The 16992-nt window shown below is 38.5% G+C and carries 16 protein-coding genes; 10 read left to right on the top strand and 6 right to left on the bottom strand.

Annotated elements, in window-relative coordinates:
• Positions 1-13 precede the first annotated feature (13 nt).
• Genes ACYSNU_RS06545 through ACYSNU_RS06555 form a run of 3 tightly spaced genes read right to left on the bottom strand, consistent with a single transcriptional unit; the run spans position 14 to position 2364 of the window.
• A complete protein-coding gene (locus ACYSNU_RS06545; protein ID WP_461736386.1) occupies positions 14-727 on the bottom strand; it encodes a glycosyltransferase family 2 protein in 714 nt (237 codons plus the stop codon).
• Complete coding sequence (locus ACYSNU_RS06550; RefSeq protein WP_461736387.1) at positions 724-1551, bottom strand: glycosyltransferase family protein; 828 nt, start codon at positions 1549-1551, stop codon at positions 724-726. The genes ACYSNU_RS06545 and ACYSNU_RS06550 overlap by 4 nt, the downstream gene beginning before the upstream one ends.
• Positions 1552-1572: 21 nt before the next feature.
• On the bottom strand, positions 1573-2364 hold the full coding sequence (locus tag ACYSNU_RS06555) for a glycosyltransferase family 2 protein (protein ID WP_461736388.1): 792 nt from the start codon (positions 2362-2364) through the stop codon (positions 1573-1575).
• A gap of 174 nt (positions 2365-2538) precedes the next feature.
• On the opposite strand from ACYSNU_RS06555, the gene ACYSNU_RS06560 reads away from it, so the two are divergent.
• From ACYSNU_RS06560 to rfbD, 5 genes are all read left to right on the top strand, one after another.
• Positions 2539-3663 (top strand): MraY family glycosyltransferase, encoded by a 1125-nt coding sequence (locus ACYSNU_RS06560; RefSeq protein ID WP_461736389.1) that lies wholly within the window; start codon positions 2539-2541, stop codon positions 3661-3663.
• 129 nt (positions 3664-3792) lie between these two features.
• Positions 3793-4662 (top strand): glucose-1-phosphate thymidylyltransferase RfbA, encoded by an 870-nt coding sequence (gene rfbA / locus ACYSNU_RS06565; protein ID WP_461736390.1) that lies wholly within the window; start codon positions 3793-3795, stop codon positions 4660-4662.
• Positions 4663-4664: 2 nt separating this feature from the next.
• Positions 4665-5246, top strand: a complete 582-nt coding sequence (gene rfbC / locus ACYSNU_RS06570) for a dTDP-4-dehydrorhamnose 3,5-epimerase (protein ID WP_461736391.1) — start codon at positions 4665-4667, stop codon at positions 5244-5246.
• Positions 5247-5265: 19 nt separating this feature from the next.
• The gene (rfbB, locus tag ACYSNU_RS06575) at positions 5266-6294 is read left to right on the top strand and encodes a dTDP-glucose 4,6-dehydratase (protein WP_461736392.1); all 1029 of its coding nucleotides are present in this window, start codon (positions 5266-5268) and stop codon (positions 6292-6294) included.
• Positions 6295-6405: 111 nt separating this feature from the next.
• A complete protein-coding gene (gene rfbD, locus ACYSNU_RS06580) occupies positions 6406-7251 on the top strand; it encodes a dTDP-4-dehydrorhamnose reductase (protein ID WP_461736393.1) in 846 nt (281 codons plus the stop codon).
• A gap of 175 nt (positions 7252-7426) precedes the next feature.
• Here rfbD and ACYSNU_RS06585 read toward each other — a convergent pair whose 3' ends face one another.
• The gene (locus ACYSNU_RS06585) at positions 7427-7963 is read right to left on the bottom strand and encodes a 3'-5' exonuclease (protein ID WP_265458417.1); all 537 of its coding nucleotides are present in this window, start codon (positions 7961-7963) and stop codon (positions 7427-7429) included.
• A 24-nt stretch (positions 7964-7987) separates the two neighbouring features.
• The gene (locus ACYSNU_RS06590; protein WP_461736394.1) at positions 7988-8743 is read right to left on the bottom strand and encodes an exodeoxyribonuclease III; all 756 of its coding nucleotides are present in this window, start codon (positions 8741-8743) and stop codon (positions 7988-7990) included.
• A 92-nt stretch (positions 8744-8835) separates the two neighbouring features.
• Here ACYSNU_RS06590 and ACYSNU_RS06595 point away from each other — a divergent pair, with 92 nt between their 5' ends.
• Together ACYSNU_RS06595 and murB are read left to right on the top strand one after the other, a co-directional pair.
• On the top strand, positions 8836-9750 hold the full coding sequence (locus tag ACYSNU_RS06595) for a Gfo/Idh/MocA family protein (RefSeq protein ID WP_461736395.1): 915 nt from the start codon (positions 8836-8838) through the stop codon (positions 9748-9750).
• Positions 9751-9833: 83 nt separating this feature from the next.
• Positions 9834-10745 carry a UDP-N-acetylmuramate dehydrogenase gene (gene murB, locus ACYSNU_RS06600; protein ID WP_461736396.1) on the top strand — a complete coding sequence of 304 codons (912 nt, stop codon included), beginning with the start codon at positions 9834-9836 and terminating at the stop codon, positions 10743-10745.
• An 80-nt stretch (positions 10746-10825) separates the two neighbouring features.
• Here murB and ACYSNU_RS06605 read toward each other — a convergent pair whose 3' ends face one another.
• A complete protein-coding gene (locus ACYSNU_RS06605) occupies positions 10826-11107 on the bottom strand; it encodes a hypothetical protein (protein WP_265458425.1) in 282 nt (93 codons plus the stop codon).
• A gap of 141 nt (positions 11108-11248) precedes the next feature.
• On the opposite strand from ACYSNU_RS06605, the gene fumC reads away from it, so the two are divergent.
• The 3 genes from fumC to ACYSNU_RS06620 all read left to right on the top strand — a co-directional run bounded on the left by fumC (position 11249) and on the right by ACYSNU_RS06620 (position 16760).
• The gene (gene fumC, locus ACYSNU_RS06610; protein WP_461736397.1) at positions 11249-12616 is read left to right on the top strand and encodes a class II fumarate hydratase; all 1368 of its coding nucleotides are present in this window, start codon (positions 11249-11251) and stop codon (positions 12614-12616) included.
• Positions 12617-12737: 121 nt separating this feature from the next.
• Positions 12738-14744, top strand: coding sequence for a methionine--tRNA ligase (metG, locus tag ACYSNU_RS06615; protein WP_461736398.1), 2007 nt, complete (start codon positions 12738-12740; stop codon positions 14742-14744).
• 513 nt (positions 14745-15257) lie between these two features.
• Positions 15258-16760, top strand: a complete 1503-nt coding sequence (locus tag ACYSNU_RS06620; protein ID WP_461736399.1) for a glucosyltransferase domain-containing protein — start codon at positions 15258-15260, stop codon at positions 16758-16760.
• The last annotated feature ends 232 nt before the right edge of the window (positions 16761-16992 follow it).

Consider the following 16992-nt stretch of genomic DNA (forward strand, 5'->3'; position numbering starts at 1 on the left):
AACTCCTTCTTTTTTAATTTTTTATTGATAAAAAATTTCTTGCGGTACGCAACCGCCCCCTCAATCGCTCCCAACCGGTTCGTTTGCGCATCCCTGTCACATTGCCGCCGTGTCTAACATAATTCATCAGTGGCTTTTCAATGATTGAAATCGAATAGCCAAGTTTTTTTGCGACTAAAAAAAACCACTGGTCGTGCATTTCAAGTTTATTCGGGAAGGGTAGGCTAGCATTTGCCAAACGGCGGGAAATCGTCATCATCGCCCCTGTATAACCATTTTTTTTAAGATTGCCAAGGACACCTTGATGAACATCATTATGATTGTAGTGATTCCACAATGGGTCAACGATTGCTCCTTGCCCATCAATCACCACGCCATCATGGACAACAAGGTCGCTTTTTTCACGAGTGATGACTGCCATCACCGTAGCAACTTTATCTAAAAACCATTCGTCGTCTTGATCGGTAAAGAAAATGTAGTCACCACTTGAGGCCTGCAGCGCCTTTTCAAAGGAGCGAATGGGGCCTAAGTTTTGCGGATTTTCTAGCAGAATTAACTGAGCTGCATATGGCTCAGCGATTTTTTTGATTAGCCCTCTAGTCTCATCAGTGGAGGCATCGTCGACAATGATGATCTCATCAACACTGGAGAGTTGTTTTAAAATCGAAACTAATTGTTTTTCAATAACTTTAGCACCATTGTAAGTAGCCATGCAAACTGAAATCATGTCGGTCCTCCAGTTAAGTTTTTATAGGCAGCCAGTGTTTGCCGCCAAATTTTACGATTTTTAACTTTGATAAATTGTTTGACGAGTCGTTTGAGTAGTTGCTTTTTATGATTTGGCAGTAATTCTTGTTGGTACTGCTGATAATAATTTGCTTCAGCAGTTAAGATGCTTTGATAGCGCTGATTTGAGACCTTGCTGTAATCTAAAACAGAGAGTTGATGCTGTAATTGTGAGTCTAGAATTTCAACTGTATAACCTTGTTGAAAGACTTTCCAAAAGAGCCAATGATCGAGAAAATCCAGCGGAAAGGCTTCATTAAAACCGCCGATGTTTCCAAGGAGGGCTAACGGTATCAAGCTACCAGAATTGATGGCCATCACATGCCGCTGACAACTGCCGGGCGGTGGAAATTGGCTGTCACGATTAATATAAACATCAGCAAAAACTGGTGAAATCTGCTGGCCGCCTGCAAAAATTTGCGGCACAATGGCACCGGTGGTAGCTTCAATTGCAATGGATGCAATTGTATGTAAATAATTCTCAGTCAGAGCAGTATCATCATCTAGCAGGAGTAAAGCGTCAGCACCGAATTGCTGGGCCTGATGCCATGCGTAATTATATGCTGTAGCCAGACCTAAATTTCGTTGGTCATGGTGATAAAGCACTTGGCCAACAGTAAGTGGATTTTCTTGAGGCTGCGGACTATTATCATAAAAAATAAGTTGGAAATTTTTTTTAGAGGTGAGTTTTTCTAAGACCGGCAAGCTAGGCAGGTCAGTAATTTTTTCTTGGTACAAAACCACCACTACAGTAATTTTATTCATAAGCACCTTTCAAGGCTGGATCTAAAAAAAACGCCAGCCCCATTTATTAAAATAGCTGACCATCGAGCGCATAAAAATCATAAAGACTTTGCGGCTGCGGTGGGAATCCCGACCGTAAAAATGAATAACAGAAGCTTGCGGGACATACATAATTTCTTTGCCACTTTGTCGCGTTTTTTGGCAGATGTCATTGTCTTCAAAGTACATAAAAAAGCGTTCATCAAAGCCAGCAATTTGATCAAAATCTTTTTTGCGATAAAACATAAAACAACCTGAGACAAACGGAATCTGCTGAATCTCAGTGCGGTCGGTCTGTTCACGGGTTTCAAAAAAAGCTAAGCGTTTTTGAAAAATATCTTTAACAAACTGAAAAGGAATAAAACGCAGCATATAGTCAAAGACATCGAGTTTTTGGCGCATTAAATATTGGGTGGTGCCGTCAGGATATAAAACTTTTGGCGCACTTAACGCAGCCTGAACATTTTCCTCCATATAATCATACAAAGCTTTTAAACTATGTTGGTCAATTAAAATATCTGGATTGCAAATGACCAGATACTCACTGTCAGTTAAGCGGGCGTTGTGATTGTGGCCAAAGCCAAAGCCTTTATTTTCTGGATAAAAGGTAATGGTTACTTGCTCGGAAGCGTAGGTTTGCAGCTTCTCTTGATAGCCAGGTGTTGAATTATTGTCAAAAATAAACAGTTCTGCTGAAAAGTTCGGCAGTATTTCTGTTATTAAGTTATCGATAGTTTTAAAGGCGTCACTACTATTATAAGTGACTACGCTTAAAGCGATTCTTTTAATACGCATCCTGCTCCTTTTCATGAAATTATGAAAGTCATGATAATACTACTCAATTTAAGAAAAAAAAGCAATCTGTGACGTATTTTCCAACGGATTCATTAAAAAATCTTAGCCAACCTTGAGAAAATAAGACGCAAATGTTATGCTTAAAATGATTTTTTATAGAAAAGAGAGTCGGACATGCACATTATGTTTACAGTGATCGTTCGTTTAATTGTCACGATGTTTATCGGCATTATTTTGACCCCCTTAGTAAAGTTATTGTCCTTTCAAGTGGGGGCTGTGGATAATCCCGGCCCGCGACGAATAAATACTAAAGTGATGCCTACAATGGGCGGCTTAGCGATTTTTTTGGCCTTTGCCTTTTCCACGATTTTTTTATTTCAAGATTTGATTCCCCGTAGCTTTATCTTTCCATTGCTGCTAGGCGGGTTAGCGATTGTGATTACGGGAATTATTGATGATATTTTTGAATTGAAGCCACTGCCTAAAACAATTGGCGTCGTGATTGGCGCTTGTATTGTTTATTTTATCGGCGATGTTCGGTTTGATAGCTTAAGTTTGCCGATGATTGGTTTTATTGATTTAAGCTGGATTTCCTTTCCGCTAACTATTATTTGGATTTTGGCGATTACCAATTCCCTGAATTTAATTGACGGATTGGATGGGTTGGCCTCTGGGGTTTCGATTATTGCTTTGACGACGATAGGGATTATCGGCTATTTCTTTTTAACAGAGCCGCAGATTTTTGTCCCAATTACAATTTTTGTTTTGGTAGCTTCGATCGCTGGATTTTTCCCTTATAATTTTCATCCGGCCCGAATTTATCTCGGCGATACCGGGGCATTATTTCTCGGATTTATGATTTCTGTTTTATCCCTGCAGAATTTGAAAAATGCCACTTTAATCAGTTTAGTTACGCCGATGGTTATTATGGGCGTGCCAGTTACCGATACCGTCTTTGCGATTATCCGCCGGCATATCAATAAACAAAAAATTTCATCAGCGGATAAAATGCATCTGCATCATCGGTTACTGTCGTTGGGATTCAGCCATAAAGGTGCTGTGCTGACCATTTATGCCTTGGCACTGATTTTTTCCTTTATCGCTTTAATTCTCAGCTACAATACTTCAATTTGGGCGGTGCTTTTATTGGTTGCGGCCGTCGCTATCGGTTTAGAGCTGTTTGTTGAATTGATTGGCTTAATGGGACCAAATCGCCAGCCGTTGATGTGCTTGTTTAAATTCTTCGGTGATAAGGACTATCGAACTCAGTTAAAAGAAAAATGGTTTTCAAAAAAATAATCAAGCCTTTAAAGCTATGTTAATTTCTATTGACATAGCTTTGTTTATGGAAAGGGCTATGATATAATCATAAACTGTTGAGAGCAGAAATTTTGTTAAAAAAATAGATGAATTGAGGTTAAGGAAACGATGAAGGGAATTATTTTAGCAGGCGGTTCTGGTACGCGTTTATATCCGTTGACGAAGGCTACATCAAAGCAATTGATGCCAGTCTATGACAAACCAATGATTTATTATCCAATGTCCGTTTTGATGTTGGCCGGAATTCGGGATGTGTTGATTATTTCAACGCCGGATGATACGCCAAGATTTGAACGGCTTTTTGGCGATGGCCATGAATTAGGCATGAATATTGAATATGCTGTGCAGGAGAGTCCTGATGGCTTGGCGCAGGCGTTTATTATCGGAGAAGAATTTATTGGCGATGACAGTGTCTGCTTAATTCTAGGTGATAATATTTATTACGGCGGCGGATTGTCTAAAATGTTGCAACGGGCAGCCCAAAAAGAACAAGGCGCTACGGTCTTTGGCTATCATGTCAACGATCCGGAACGTTTTGGCGTGGTTGATTTTGATGCAAATATGCAGGCGTTGTCGATTGAGGAAAAACCAGAAAGTCCTAAATCAAATTATGCAGTTACTGGACTGTATTTCTATGACAATGACGTCGTTGAAATTGCTAAAAACATCGAACCTTCTCCAAGAGGGGAATTAGAAATTACCGATGTTAATAAAGAATATTTAAATCGTGGAAAATTATCGGTTGAATTAATGGGCCGCGGCTTTGCGTGGCTGGACACTGGGACCCACGAATCGTTATTAGAAGCTTCAACTTTTATTGAAACGATTGAAAAACGCCAAAACTTAAAAGTTGCCTGTTTAGAAGAAATTGCTTATCGCATGGGCTATATCACTAAAGAGCATATGGTTGAATTAGCGCAGCCTTTAAAGAAAAACGCATATGGTCAATACCTTTTGCGTTTGGCAAATGAGGAGTAATCATGGGAAAATTAAACGTAATGAAAACTAATTTGACAGACGTCTTAATCATTGAACCAGCCGTTTTCGGTGATCATCGTGGCTTTTTTACTGAAAGCTATTCTGAAGAGGACTTTACGAATGCTGGTATCACGACAAAATTTGTTCAAGATAATCATTCCTTGTCCTCTGAGGCAGGAGTTGTTAGAGGCCTGCATTTTCAAAAAGGCCAGGCTAGTCAAACTAAATTAATTCGAGTTGTCACTGGTGCCGTGCTAGATGTCATTGTGGATATTCGAAAAGGTAGTCCGACTTATGGAAAATGGGAAGGCTACATTCTCTCTGAGAGTAACCATCGGCAATTATTAGTACCCCGTGGCTTTGCCCATGGCTTTATGACATTAACACCGAACGTGAATTTTATGTATAAGTGTGACAATTATTATAATGCCCAAGCGGATGGCGGGATTGCTTTTGACGATCCAGAATTAGGTATTGAGTGGCCGATGGATTTAGAAAAGGCCATCACATCTGAAAAAGACAAACATCATCCAACTTTAAAAGCTTTTGAAACTGAAAATGATTTTGTTTATGGCGAAATTTAAGCAAGGAGAATTTTAATTTATGAAAAATATTATTGTCACGGGCGGAGCCGGCTTTATCGGTTCAAATTTTGTCCATTATGTCGTCAATCATCATCCAGAAGTCCACATTACAGTTTTAGACAAACTAACCTATGCTGGCAACAAAGAAAATATTGCTGGCTTACCTGAAGACCGGGTTGAGTTAGTTGTTGGCGACATTGCCGATGCGCCTTTAGTTGACCAGCTAGTTGCAAAAGCTGATGCAGTGGTGCATTATGCGGCTGAATCCCACAATGATAACTCATTGAAAGATCCATTTCCTTTTGTCCAAACCAATATTATCGGTACCTACACTTTAATCGAGGCTTGCCGCAAACATCAAGTCCGTTATCACCACGTTTCGACTGACGAAGTATACGGCGATTTACCGCTAAGAGAAGATTTGCCAGGTCATGGCGATGGTCCCGGTGAAAAATTTACTGCAGAAACGCCTTATAATCCATCCAGTCCGTATTCTTCAACGAAGGCGGGTTCGGATTTATTAGTAAAGGCTTGGGTTCGCTCATTTGGCTTGGCGGCAACCATTTCAAATTGCTCGAACAATTATGGACCGTATCAACATATTGAAAAATTTATTCCCCGCCAAATTACCAATGTTCTTTCAGGGATTAAACCAAAACTTTATGGCGATGGTAAAAATGTGCGGGATTGGATTCATACCAATGACCATTCTTCGGCTGTCTGGAGGATTTTAACAAAGGGTAAAATCGGCGAAACCTATTTAATCGGTGCCGATGGCGAAGAAAATAATAAAGAAGTTTTAGAATTAATTTTAGAATTAATGGGCCAATCTAAAGATGCCTACGATCATGTCAAAGATCGTGCCGGCCACGATTTACGCTATGCAATTGATTCAACAAAATTAAGAGATGAGTTAGGCTGGACCCCGGAATTTACCAATTTCCGTGATGGCTTAGCCAATACAATTCAATGGTACACCGATAATCGCCAATGGTGGGAAGCTGAAAAAGCTGCTGTTGAAGCGAATTATGCGAAAAACGGACAATAATTTTTACAATTGAGAGAGGCTGTGGCACTAGTCAACAACCCCAATGAAGCTTTCATTGCTGGCGACTTTTGTTTCAGCCTCTTTTTACATCAGAGAAAAGGGGTAGATTAAATGATTTTAATTACTGGCGGCAACGGCCAATTAGGAACAGAATTGCGCCATTTATTGGATGAACAAAAGTTAGACTATATTTCAACAGATGCGGCAGAGATGGATATTACCGATGCGCAAGCGACGATGGCAAAAGTAAAAGAAGTGCAGCCAAGTTTAATTTATCATTGTGCAGCTTATACAGCCGTTGATAAGGCTGAAGATGAAGGTAAAGAACTAGATGAGCTAATCAATGTAACAGGTACTAAAAATGTTGCTGAAGCGGCCAAAGCTGTGGGGGCAACTCTCGTGTACATTTCCACCGATTATGTCTTTGATGGCACAAAAAAAGGCGGTATGTATCAAGAAGATGACGCCACCAATCCTCAAAGCGAATACGGCCGCACTAAATTATTAGGCGAGCAAGCGGTTCAAGAAATTATGGAGAATTATTATATTGTCCGGACCTCTTGGGTCTTTGGAATTTATGGGCATAATTTTGTTTATACCATGCAAAAGTTAGCTGAAACTAGAGATACTTTGACGGTAGTCAATGACCAATATGGTCGTCCAACTTGGACCAGAACTTTAGCCGAATTTATTACTTTTTTAAATGCAGAGGCGGCACCCTTTGGCATCTATCATTTATCTAATGAAAACAGCTGCTCATGGTTTGACTTTGCCACAGAAATTTTGAAGGATACCAATGTTAAAATTTTACCAGTAACTTCAGAAGAATATCCGCAAAAAGCGAAACGCCCGCAATATTCTGTGATGGATTTAAGTAAAGCCGAGGCACTAGGCTTTAAGATTCCTACTTGGCAAGAAGCCTTGGCCCAGTTTTTGGAGTTGGAGAAGGGGAAATAGGGTTCAAATTAATCTTGATTATCTAGAGCTTGATGACTAAATACGTAGCTTTTTTCTTTTGAAATGGTGTTTGATTAGCAAAATGGTTTTGATTTTACTGTTTCTGTGTCAGACAATTTTGGATAACAATCAAAAAACATGCTTTTTTCCCATAGCTAGGAGAAAAGCATGTTTTTTACTGCTCCAACCGCACTAATTTCTTAAGCGGTGCCACGCCGAAATGATCCTCTTGGTAAAGTAAAATATTTGCACAGGCTCTGCTATCCTCTAAGGCATCATGATGGTTTTCTAATGTAATACCTAATTCTTGGCAAACTGTGTTTAAGCGGTGGTTTTTCATTTCCGGAAAAAGTTTGCGACTAGTTCTGACTGTGCACAAAGAAAGATATTCAGGGCGAGTCAACTGATAATAATCTAAGCAGCCCGCTAAAACTTTTGTATCAAAGCCGGCATTATGGGCGACAATTAGTCGGTCCCGTTGAAAATATTGCTGAATCGTCTGCCAAACCTCAGGAAAAGTGGGTGCCTCACGAACATCTTCTGGGTGGATGCCGTGAATTTGAATATTGCGGTAGAAAAATTCTGTTTCAGGTTTAATCAGTGAGTAATACTGACCGACAATCTGGCTGTTTTGAACCATGACTAGGGCTAATGAGCAAGCGCTGTGGCTTTGATAATTAGCCGTCTCGAAATCCATTGCAATAAAATTCAAAAGGATTCCTTCTTTCTTTTAAAACTAAAACGTAAGGTCGACTTCCACAGGACAGTGGTCGCTGCCAAAGATTTCACTATGAATTTTAGCCTCTGTCAGCTTACTTTGCAAGTCATCAGAGACCACAAAATAATCAATCCGCCACCCTGCATTGTTTTGTCGAGCATTGAAGCGGTAGCTCCACCAAGAATAAGCACCTTCTAAGTCCGGATAAAAATAGCGGAAGGTATCAGTGAAGCCAGTCGCTAATAACTCGCTGAATTTTCCCCGCTCTTGTGGTGTAAAGCCGGCATTTTTTTGATTAGTTTTCCAATTTTTTAAATCAATATTTTCATGGGCGACATTTAAATCGCCGCATAAAATCACTGGCTTATCAGCTTTTAATTTATTTAAATACTCTCTAAAGGCATCTTCCCAAGTCATTCGGTAGTCTAACCGGCGTAATTCGTTTTGAGAATTCGGAGTATAGCAAGTAATCAAATAAAAATCTGCATATTCTAAAGTGATTAGCCGGCCCTCTTGATCGTGTTCCTCAAAGCCCATGCCATAACGAACACTCAAAGCTGGCTCCTTGGCAAAAATTACCGTACCAGAATAGCCCTTCTTCACCGCATAATTCCAGTACTGTGTATAGCCTGGCAAATCTAAGTCAATTTGTCCTTCTTGAAGTTTGGTTTCTTGAAGACAAAAAAAGTCGGCGTCCAACTCCTCAAAGACTTCCATAAAACTTTTTTTAACCACAGCCCGCAAACCGTTGACATTCCACGAAATAAATTTCATTGCTGCTACATCCCTTCTTAAAAACTTTTCTCTCTTTATTTTAGCGGAATTTATAGTAAGATGAAAGTAACTAAATTCAGGAGGACAATAAAATGAAATTTGGAGTTATTGGTCTAGGAGGTATTGCTCAAAAAGCGTATCTGCCGACCTACAGTCAAAATAGAAATTTGGGGGAGTTTATCTTTGCGACCCGCAATCCAGAAACCCGCCAAGAAATTCAAGAGCAATATGGTTTTACAGAAATGGTTGCGACGATTGATGATTTGCTGGCAGCGAAGATTGATGCGTGTTTTATTCATGTGGCCACTAAAGTGCATTATGAAGTGGCAAAAGCTTGTTTGACAAATGGTGTTCATGTTTTTATGGATAAACCAATTTCTGAGCGGGTTCACGAGGTGAAAGAGCTGCAGGAATTGGCTGCAGAAAAAGAACTGATTTTCATGACCGCTTTTAACCGTCGTTTTGCTCCAATGGTAGATGAATTAAAAAATTTGCCGGAAAAACGAATCATTCAAGTACAGAAAAATCGTGAAAATAATCAAGGAACAGTTACTTTTGCTATTTATGATTTGTTTTCACATGTGATTGATACGGCAGTTTATCTGCTAGATGGACCGATTCAGTTGATTGACAGTCGTGTGGTTGAGAAAGCCGGCCAATTAGAATTTGTGACAGCCACCTTATCAACCCCAACGAGTACAGCTTTTGTCACGATGGATTACCGCAGTGGCGCCAATACTGAAATTTTTCAGGTGACTGGCCCAGAAAAAACCTTGATCCTAGATGATTTGACCAACTTGACGATGATCGAAGGAGAAAAACGGAGTCAAAAAGCCTTTGGCAATTGGGACACGACTTTATTTAAACGGGGCTTTGAACAAATGGTGACGAGCTTCATCAGTGCAGTTGACTTAGGTGATGACCGCTTTTTGCGCCAAGAAAAAGTTTTGTTAACCCATGAAATCTGCGGAGAAATTATCGCTCAGCACCAAAGACATTTACTATAGTTTAAGGCTTTTCAGACTGGCTAGAAAACTCTTTTGGAACATGCTAAAATAAGAAGGATGTTTTTAAAGAGAGGAATAAAATCGTGGAAACTATCATTTTACCTAAAGAGTTAAATCATATTACAGTATTGACCAATGAACCTTTAAAAAATTATACGTTTACAAAAACGGGTGGGCCAGCTGATTTACTAGCTTTCCCCAAAAATACTTCTGAAGTAGAAGAATTAATGGCTTTTTGTCGAAATGCTCAGCTGCCGTGGCTGGTGCTAGGCAATGCCAGTAACTTAATTGTTCGTGATGGCGGCATTCGTGGGTTGGTCATCATGCTGTCTGAAATGAAACAAATAACCGTGTTAGGTAACATTATTAGCGCTGAAGCGGGTGCAAAATTAATTGACACCACTTATGCAGCATTAGAACATTCCCTGACTGGCATGGAATTTGCCTGCGGAATTCCCGGCAGCATCGGTGGCGCTGTATTTATGAATGCGGGAGCCTACGATGGTGAAATTAAAGACTGTTTTGATTCAGTCGATATTTTATTGGCAGACGGCAGCTTAAAGACGTTGACTGCTGCAGAGATGCAGTTTACTTATCGTCATAGCGTGATGCAAGAAACAGACGGCATTATTTTAACCACTCGTTTTGCCTTAGAAAAAGGCGATTTTGCGGTAATTAAACAACGCATGGATGAATTAACCGAATTACGGCAATTAAAACAGCCTTTGGAATATCCTTCCTGTGGTTCTGTTTTTAAAAGACCACCAGGACATTTTACCGGCAAATTAATTCAAGACGCCGGCTTACAAGGGCTAAAATGGGGTGGCGCTCAAATTTCTGAAAAACATGCCGGCTTTATCGTAAATATCGATAATGCCACAGCTACAGACTATGTAGAATTAATTGCCCACATCCAAGCAGTGATTAAAGAAAAATTTGCTGTCAACTTGGAGACCGAAGTACGGATTATTGGGGAAGAGGTTTCTGATAGCTGATTTTATTTAAAAAAAAGGGACAAAAATCCAAAATTGCTTGGATTTTTGTCCCTTTAAACATTCACTGGCCCTCTCGTCTTTTAGTTAATCGAAAATAAAAAGGGCAAGAGTAGATTAAATAAAAAGAAAGCGACATAAAAGAGCATGGCCCGCGTTTTTTGTTGGCGCAGGGCCCAGTAGCCGCCAATAATTGTTAAGATATAAATCAAGACTCTGAAAATTTGGACGGCGATTAAAAAGCCGCCTAATTGATTATTTGTGTTGAAATAAGCATAGAGAGGCAAATAGCGTAGAGCTAGAATAAAATTTGCCAAAGAAAAGACGATGGTGAGGAGGGCTGTCCATGTTGCCATTTTTTTCATTTAGATAACCAACTTTCTAAAAATTCATTTTATTATAGCAGAAAAAAATCAATTGCTGCAGCCTTTCGCTATTTATTCTTGGTTTTTCTTAGCGTATGATAAGGACAACGATTTAGTTTTTCATTATAAGGAGGAAAAGTTGTGACGGAGTATCGAATTGAAAAAGATTCTTTAGGTTCAGTTGAAGTACCAAAAGCCGCCATGTGGGGGGCGCAAACCCAGCGCAGTTTAAATAATTTTAAAATTGGCGGACAAAAAATGCCGCAAGGGCTCTTATTAAGTCTCCTGCTAGTCAAAAAAGTAGCCGCTCAAGCCAATTTTTCAACCGGGAAATTATCTGATGAAAAAAATCAAGCTTTACAACAGGCAGCGCAACAGATGCTGGACAAGCCTGATTTTAGACAGTTTCCTTTAGTGGTTTGGCAAACTGGTAGCGGCACTCAGACAAACATGAACGTCAATGAAGTTTTAGCTCACCTAGCTTCTACACCAGAGCTGACCATTCATCCCAATGATGATGTCAATATGTCGCAAAGCTCAAACGACGTTTTCCCAACAGCCATGCACATTGCAGCAGTCACGGAAATAACTCAAAAATTATTACCAGCAATTGAAAAAACGGTGGCGCAGTTAAAACAAATTGAAAAAGAAAATCAGAAGGTGATTAAAATTGGTCGCACCCACCTGCAGGATGCAACACCAATTACTTTTGCCCAAGAGGTCAGTGGCTGGCGGGCTGGCTTAGAACACAATAAAAAAATGCTGGAACAAAGTCTAAGTGAATTACGCCAGCTAGCAATCGGCGGCACAGCTGTCGGAACTGGCCTCAATGCAACGACTGAGTATACTGCGGCTTTCATTGATAGTTTAAATCAAGCAACTCAGCAAAATTTTGTCAGCAATCCCAATAAATTTCACGCACTAGCTAGTAAAGATGCCTTCGTCTTTGCCAGCGGCGCTTTAAAAGCGTTAGCCGCCAATGGAATGAAAATGGCTAATGATATTCGCTGGCTGGCTAGCGGCCCCCGCAGCGGCTTAGGTGAGATTTCGATTCCGGCCAATGAACCCGGCAGCTCGATTATGCCTGGGAAGATTAATCCCACCCAAGCTGAGGCTTTGACGATGGTCTGTGTTCAAGTGATGGGCAATGATACTGCCATCGGGATTGCGGCTTCTCAGGGAAATTTTGAATTGAATGTCTTCATGCCAGTGATTATCTATAATTTTTTAGAAAGTGTTGAGTTATTAACAGATGCTCTGAATTCTTTTGTTGATCACTGCCTAATTGGGCTAAAAGTCAACCAAGCAAAAATGACGGAATTATTAGAACAATCATTAATGCTTGTCACGGCTTTAAATTCTCATATCGGGTATGACAAAGGGGCTGAAATTACCAAGAAAGCATTTGCTGAAGGTACAACTCTCAAAGAGGCTGCACGAGCTTTAGGCTATGTAAGTGCAACCGATTATGACGCTTGGGTTCGACCAGAAAAGATGGTAGGAGAATAAACGAATTAGAGAGGACTAGTATTTTTTCCAGCAAACAGCTTTTTTTAAAAATTCATTATGATTTATGTTATACTGTTTGGGAAACATTTTGCTTAAAGCTGAAAGAGGAGGCTACGTTTAGATGGCTGAAAAAGGAACTTTTTATATCACCACGCCAATCTATTACCCAAGTGGAAAACTGCATATTGGTAATTCTTATACAACAATTGCCTGTGATGCAGTTGCTCGTTATAAACGTTTGATGGGCTTTGATGTCTTTTATTTAACCGGTGTTGATGAGCACGGTCAAAAAATTGAAAAAAAATCTGCTGAATTAGGTGTTCATCCCCAAGAATATGTTGACAAAATGGCAACAGATATTAAAAAATTATGGAATGTTTTGGACATTTCCTATGACAAATTTATCCGCACTACGGATGGCTATCACAAGGAAGCCGTTCAAATGATTTTTGACCGCCTATTAAAAAATGGTGATATTTATTTAGGAGAATACGAAGGCTGGTACTCTGTTTCCGATGAAGAATTTTTCACTGAAACCCAGTTAGCTGAAGTCTATCGGGATGCCGATAATAAAGTGATTGGCGGAAAAGCGCCTAGCGGACATGAAGTTGAATTAGTCAAGGAAGAATCTTATTTCTTTAGAATGAGTAAGTATGCGGATCGTTTAGTTGAATACTATGACGCACATCCTGATTTCATCCAACCAGAGTCACGGAAAAATGAAATGCTGAATAATTTTATCCGCCCAGGTTTAGAAGATTTAGCAGTTTCGCGGACAACCCACACTTGGGGCATTCCGGTGAAGAGTGATCCAAAACACGTTGTCTATGTGTGGATTGATGCGCTATCCAATTATATTACGGCTTTAGGCTATGGTTCAGATGACGATAGTCTGTTTAAAAAATATTGGCCAGCTGATGTCCACATGGTCGGTAAAGAAATTGTCCGTTTCCACACGATTTATTGGCCGATTATGTTAATGGCTTTAGATTTGCCGTTGCCAAAGAAAATCTACGGTCACGGTTGGCTCTTGATGAAAGACGGTAAAATGTCGAAATCAAAGGGCAATGTCGTTTATCCAGAAATGTTGGTGGAGCGATATGGCTTAGATGCGTTGCGTTATTATTTATTGCGGGCTGTACCATTTGGCAGTGACGGTGTCTTCACACCAGAAGATTTTGTCTCACGGGTTAATTTTGATTTAGCCAACGATTTAGGTAATTTGTTAAATCGAACGATTGCCATGATTAATAAATACTGCGAGGGCATTGTGCCTAAATATGCCTCATTAGTAACGCCTTTTGACAGCGAGTTGTCGACCACTGCTGCCAAAGTGATTGGGAATTATCATTCCGCGATGGAAAAAATGGAATTCAATACAGCTTTAGCTGAAATTTGGAGCTTGATTTCCCGTGCCAATAAATATATTGATGAAACTGAGCCGTGGATTTTAGCCAAAGATGAAGAAAAACGAGCAGAACTTGATTCTGTCATGGTTCACTTAGCTGAAAGTTTGCGAATTGTGGCAATTTTATTGCAACCGATTATGACGGAAGCACCAAAACAAATTTTCGAGCAATTAGGTCTTGATGAAAGCAATATGAATTTACAAGGCCTACATTTTGGAGAATTTCCTGCCGACACTAAGGTGGTCAGCAAAGGGACACCAATCTTCCCACGTTTAGAAGTCGAGGCAGAGGTCGAATACATCCAAAACAAAATGGCCGAAGGGGCGAGCGTTCCCGCTGAAGAAATGAAATGGGATCCCGAAGAAACCGAGCTAAACTTAAGCAAGTCTGAGATTAAATACGAAGACTTTGACAAAATTGAGCTGAAAGTTGCCGAAGTCATCGACTGCCAACGAGTGAAAGGCGCCGACAAACTTCTACAGTTCCGTTTAGACGCCGGCGACTCCCAACATCGCCAAATTCTTTCCGGTATCGCCGAATTCTATGACGATCCAACTGATTTAATCGGCAAAAAAGTCGTCATCGTCGCTAACCTTAAACCACGCAAAATGCGGGGCCAAATTAGCCAAGGAATGATTTTATCCGCTGAAGATGACCAAGGCAATCTAACGGTCATTCAAGCACCTAAAGGCATGCCAAATGGATCGATTGTGGCTTAAATAATAAAGTTTTAAGATAATTTTCCATATTAGATAATTTTTAGTCGGAGATAAATATGGTAATTGATTTACAAAATCTAGGTGATTTTAAGAAGTAATTTTGACTAACAATATTATTACTTTCTATATCATTAATCCTTAATAGGGTTAAGTTAGCGAGTTATGTCCAAGATATGACTTATTGGTTTAGTTACATCAGTTGCTATAAAGTATAGTTAGGCTATTAGCGAGGTATCAGTCATTTTGGGGAAGTTTTCTTAAATAATATGTGGATAATTTAGGAATATTTACTTGCTAAATGTTTTTAACGTTTATTTTATTTTGGGCTAATTTTTTACTAGTCTATTACTTTTCTTTGACTGTTGAGATATAACGTTTTAAGCAAATTTTTGTTCGCTATTCCGAAAAATTGAAGAGCGTGGCTCCCCTTGATAAAATGTGGCCAACGTATTGGCTTAAAACAATATATTGATTGATAATAAGTAAACAAAAATTATAGGAGTAGTGTTTATAATGAAAAAAATGAGGCTAGAACTATCTTCTTGGGATGAAAAGAAAAATGTTTTGAAAAATTGGATTTATGAAAATAGGTTTTCTATATTTATCATTTTTGTAATATATCAAATATCTATTCTTTCTATAGGTATTCTAAACTACCCTTATATCGACGATATCGGAAGGATGATTTCAGGAATCGCTGGTTTTGCGAGTGCATATTCTAGATGGGGTTCTGAGTACATATCACGAGTTGTGCAAGGAAGTAGCCACTTAACAGATATGGGACTCACTACACACTTTTTGACAGGTGTAATATTAACTATTGCTAGTATTATATTAGTCTATACTTTAACAAAAAAATTAACAATGATGACAGCTATAGCGTCTACGATGCTTGGATTAAATCCATGGTTCCTACAATGTTTAAGTTTTAGATTTGATTCACCTTATATGGCTTTAAGCATTCTTTTTTCTATTTTGCCGTTTCTCTTTTTTAACAAAAAACCTTTCACATTTTTTATTTCATCAATAATTTCAATTTTTATGGTATTTAACACCTATCAATCTTCTTCTGGAATATACATTTTGATGATTTTAGCTTTAACTTTTAATAGTCTTATTGTTGGTGAAAAGTTAAAAAAAAATTTATTAAGAATTGTACTTGGAATGGTATCTTATTTAATTGCATTGATAATGTATATGTTTGAAACAATGTTTAATCCAAATTTAGCAGATAGATATGGTAATACAGAGATAGCTGAACCTCAAGATATTATAGCTACTTTTATTAAGAATTGCCTTCTATATTTTTATAAAATTATTGAAAGAAGTCCAAAAAGTTGGATTATATTAGTAGCATTAGTAATTATTATTTTTTTCATCAGTAATGTATTGAGTAATAAAATTACTAAAATCAGAATTTTAGCATTCACTTCAATATTCTTAGTGCTATCTTCAATTGGAAGCTTCGGTGTATATTTAGTATTTACTGCAGATTTAGCTGCCGGTGAGCCTAGATATAGCTATGGGTTTGCAATATTTATCACAATATTGGTCATTTTAACTTTGAATAATACTGAAAATAGAATGCTTAAAAAATTCGCGAATCTCATTATAGCTCTATTATGTTATTATATAATTACTTTCTCTTTCGTCTATTCATCATCATTATATTATCAAGATGAATCTTTTAAAATGCAAACTGCAACACTTGCTGAAGATTTGAAAGAGGTGTTGAATGAGGATACAAATTCAGTTTATATTAATAAATTATTTAATAATTCACCAATAGTAGAAAATACGGCAGCAAATTATCCTATTTTATGGAATCTAGTCCCTAGTTCAGAATCGCTATATTGGCCTAATCAATTACTCTTTCAAACCTATACAGGTATAAATAAAAATTTGGATTATTTTGATATAGCATCACAAACTTTTAGTGCTGATGAATTGGTAGTGTCTAATATATACAGACAAATATATGCAAAAGATAATAATATATATATTGTTAATAAGTAAGAATGTTATAGATTCATATTATCAATTGACTTCAGCCATTTAGGTTCTTTGTCAACTAGTATTGGTGGTGTGAACTCAATAGAATCAGGCAAACGGTTAGGCAACTCTGCTGTCTAACTGTTTGTTTTTCTGGCTCTATAATATCTAGTGTTGGTGACAAGAAATTGTCGCGAACACTTTTTTTATTTTTTTAGAAAAAAGCAGAAAGACACCTTGAAATCCTTTAGAATAA

The sequence above is a fragment of the Enterococcus sp. LJL120 genome, from assembly GCF_054871765.1.

What these genes read in the sequence shown, in the direction of transcription:
- ACYSNU_RS06545 (WP_461736386.1), bottom strand. Translation starts at nt 727, where the DNA reads ATGATTTCAGTTTGCATGGCTACTTACAATGGTGCTAAAGTTATTGAA.
- rfbA (WP_461736390.1), top strand. Translation starts at nt 3,793, where the DNA reads ATGAAGGGAATTATTTTAGCAGGCGGTTCTGGTACGCGTTTATATCCG.
- ACYSNU_RS06605 (WP_265458425.1), bottom strand. Translation starts at nt 11,107, where the DNA reads ATGAAAAAAATGGCAACATGGACAGCCCTCCTCACCATCGTCTTTTCT.
- ACYSNU_RS06560 (WP_461736389.1), top strand. Translation starts at nt 2,539, where the DNA reads ATGCACATTATGTTTACAGTGATCGTTCGTTTAATTGTCACGATGTTT.
- metG (WP_461736398.1), top strand. Translation starts at nt 12,738, where the DNA reads ATGGCTGAAAAAGGAACTTTTTATATCACCACGCCAATCTATTACCCA.
- ACYSNU_RS06555 (WP_461736388.1), bottom strand. Translation starts at nt 2,364, where the DNA reads ATGCGTATTAAAAGAATCGCTTTAAGCGTAGTCACTTATAATAGTAGT.
- ACYSNU_RS06550 (WP_461736387.1), bottom strand. Translation starts at nt 1,551, where the DNA reads ATGAATAAAATTACTGTAGTGGTGGTTTTGTACCAAGAAAAAATTACT.
- ACYSNU_RS06620 (WP_461736399.1), top strand. Translation starts at nt 15,258, where the DNA reads ATGAAAAAAATGAGGCTAGAACTATCTTCTTGGGATGAAAAGAAAAAT.
- ACYSNU_RS06590 (WP_461736394.1), bottom strand. Translation starts at nt 8,743, where the DNA reads ATGAAATTTATTTCGTGGAATGTCAACGGTTTGCGGGCTGTGGTTAAA.
- ACYSNU_RS06595 (WP_461736395.1), top strand. Translation starts at nt 8,836, where the DNA reads ATGAAATTTGGAGTTATTGGTCTAGGAGGTATTGCTCAAAAAGCGTAT.
- rfbB (WP_461736392.1), top strand. Translation starts at nt 5,266, where the DNA reads ATGAAAAATATTATTGTCACGGGCGGAGCCGGCTTTATCGGTTCAAAT.
- rfbD (WP_461736393.1), top strand. Translation starts at nt 6,406, where the DNA reads ATGATTTTAATTACTGGCGGCAACGGCCAATTAGGAACAGAATTGCGC.
- rfbC (WP_461736391.1), top strand. Translation starts at nt 4,665, where the DNA reads ATGGGAAAATTAAACGTAATGAAAACTAATTTGACAGACGTCTTAATC.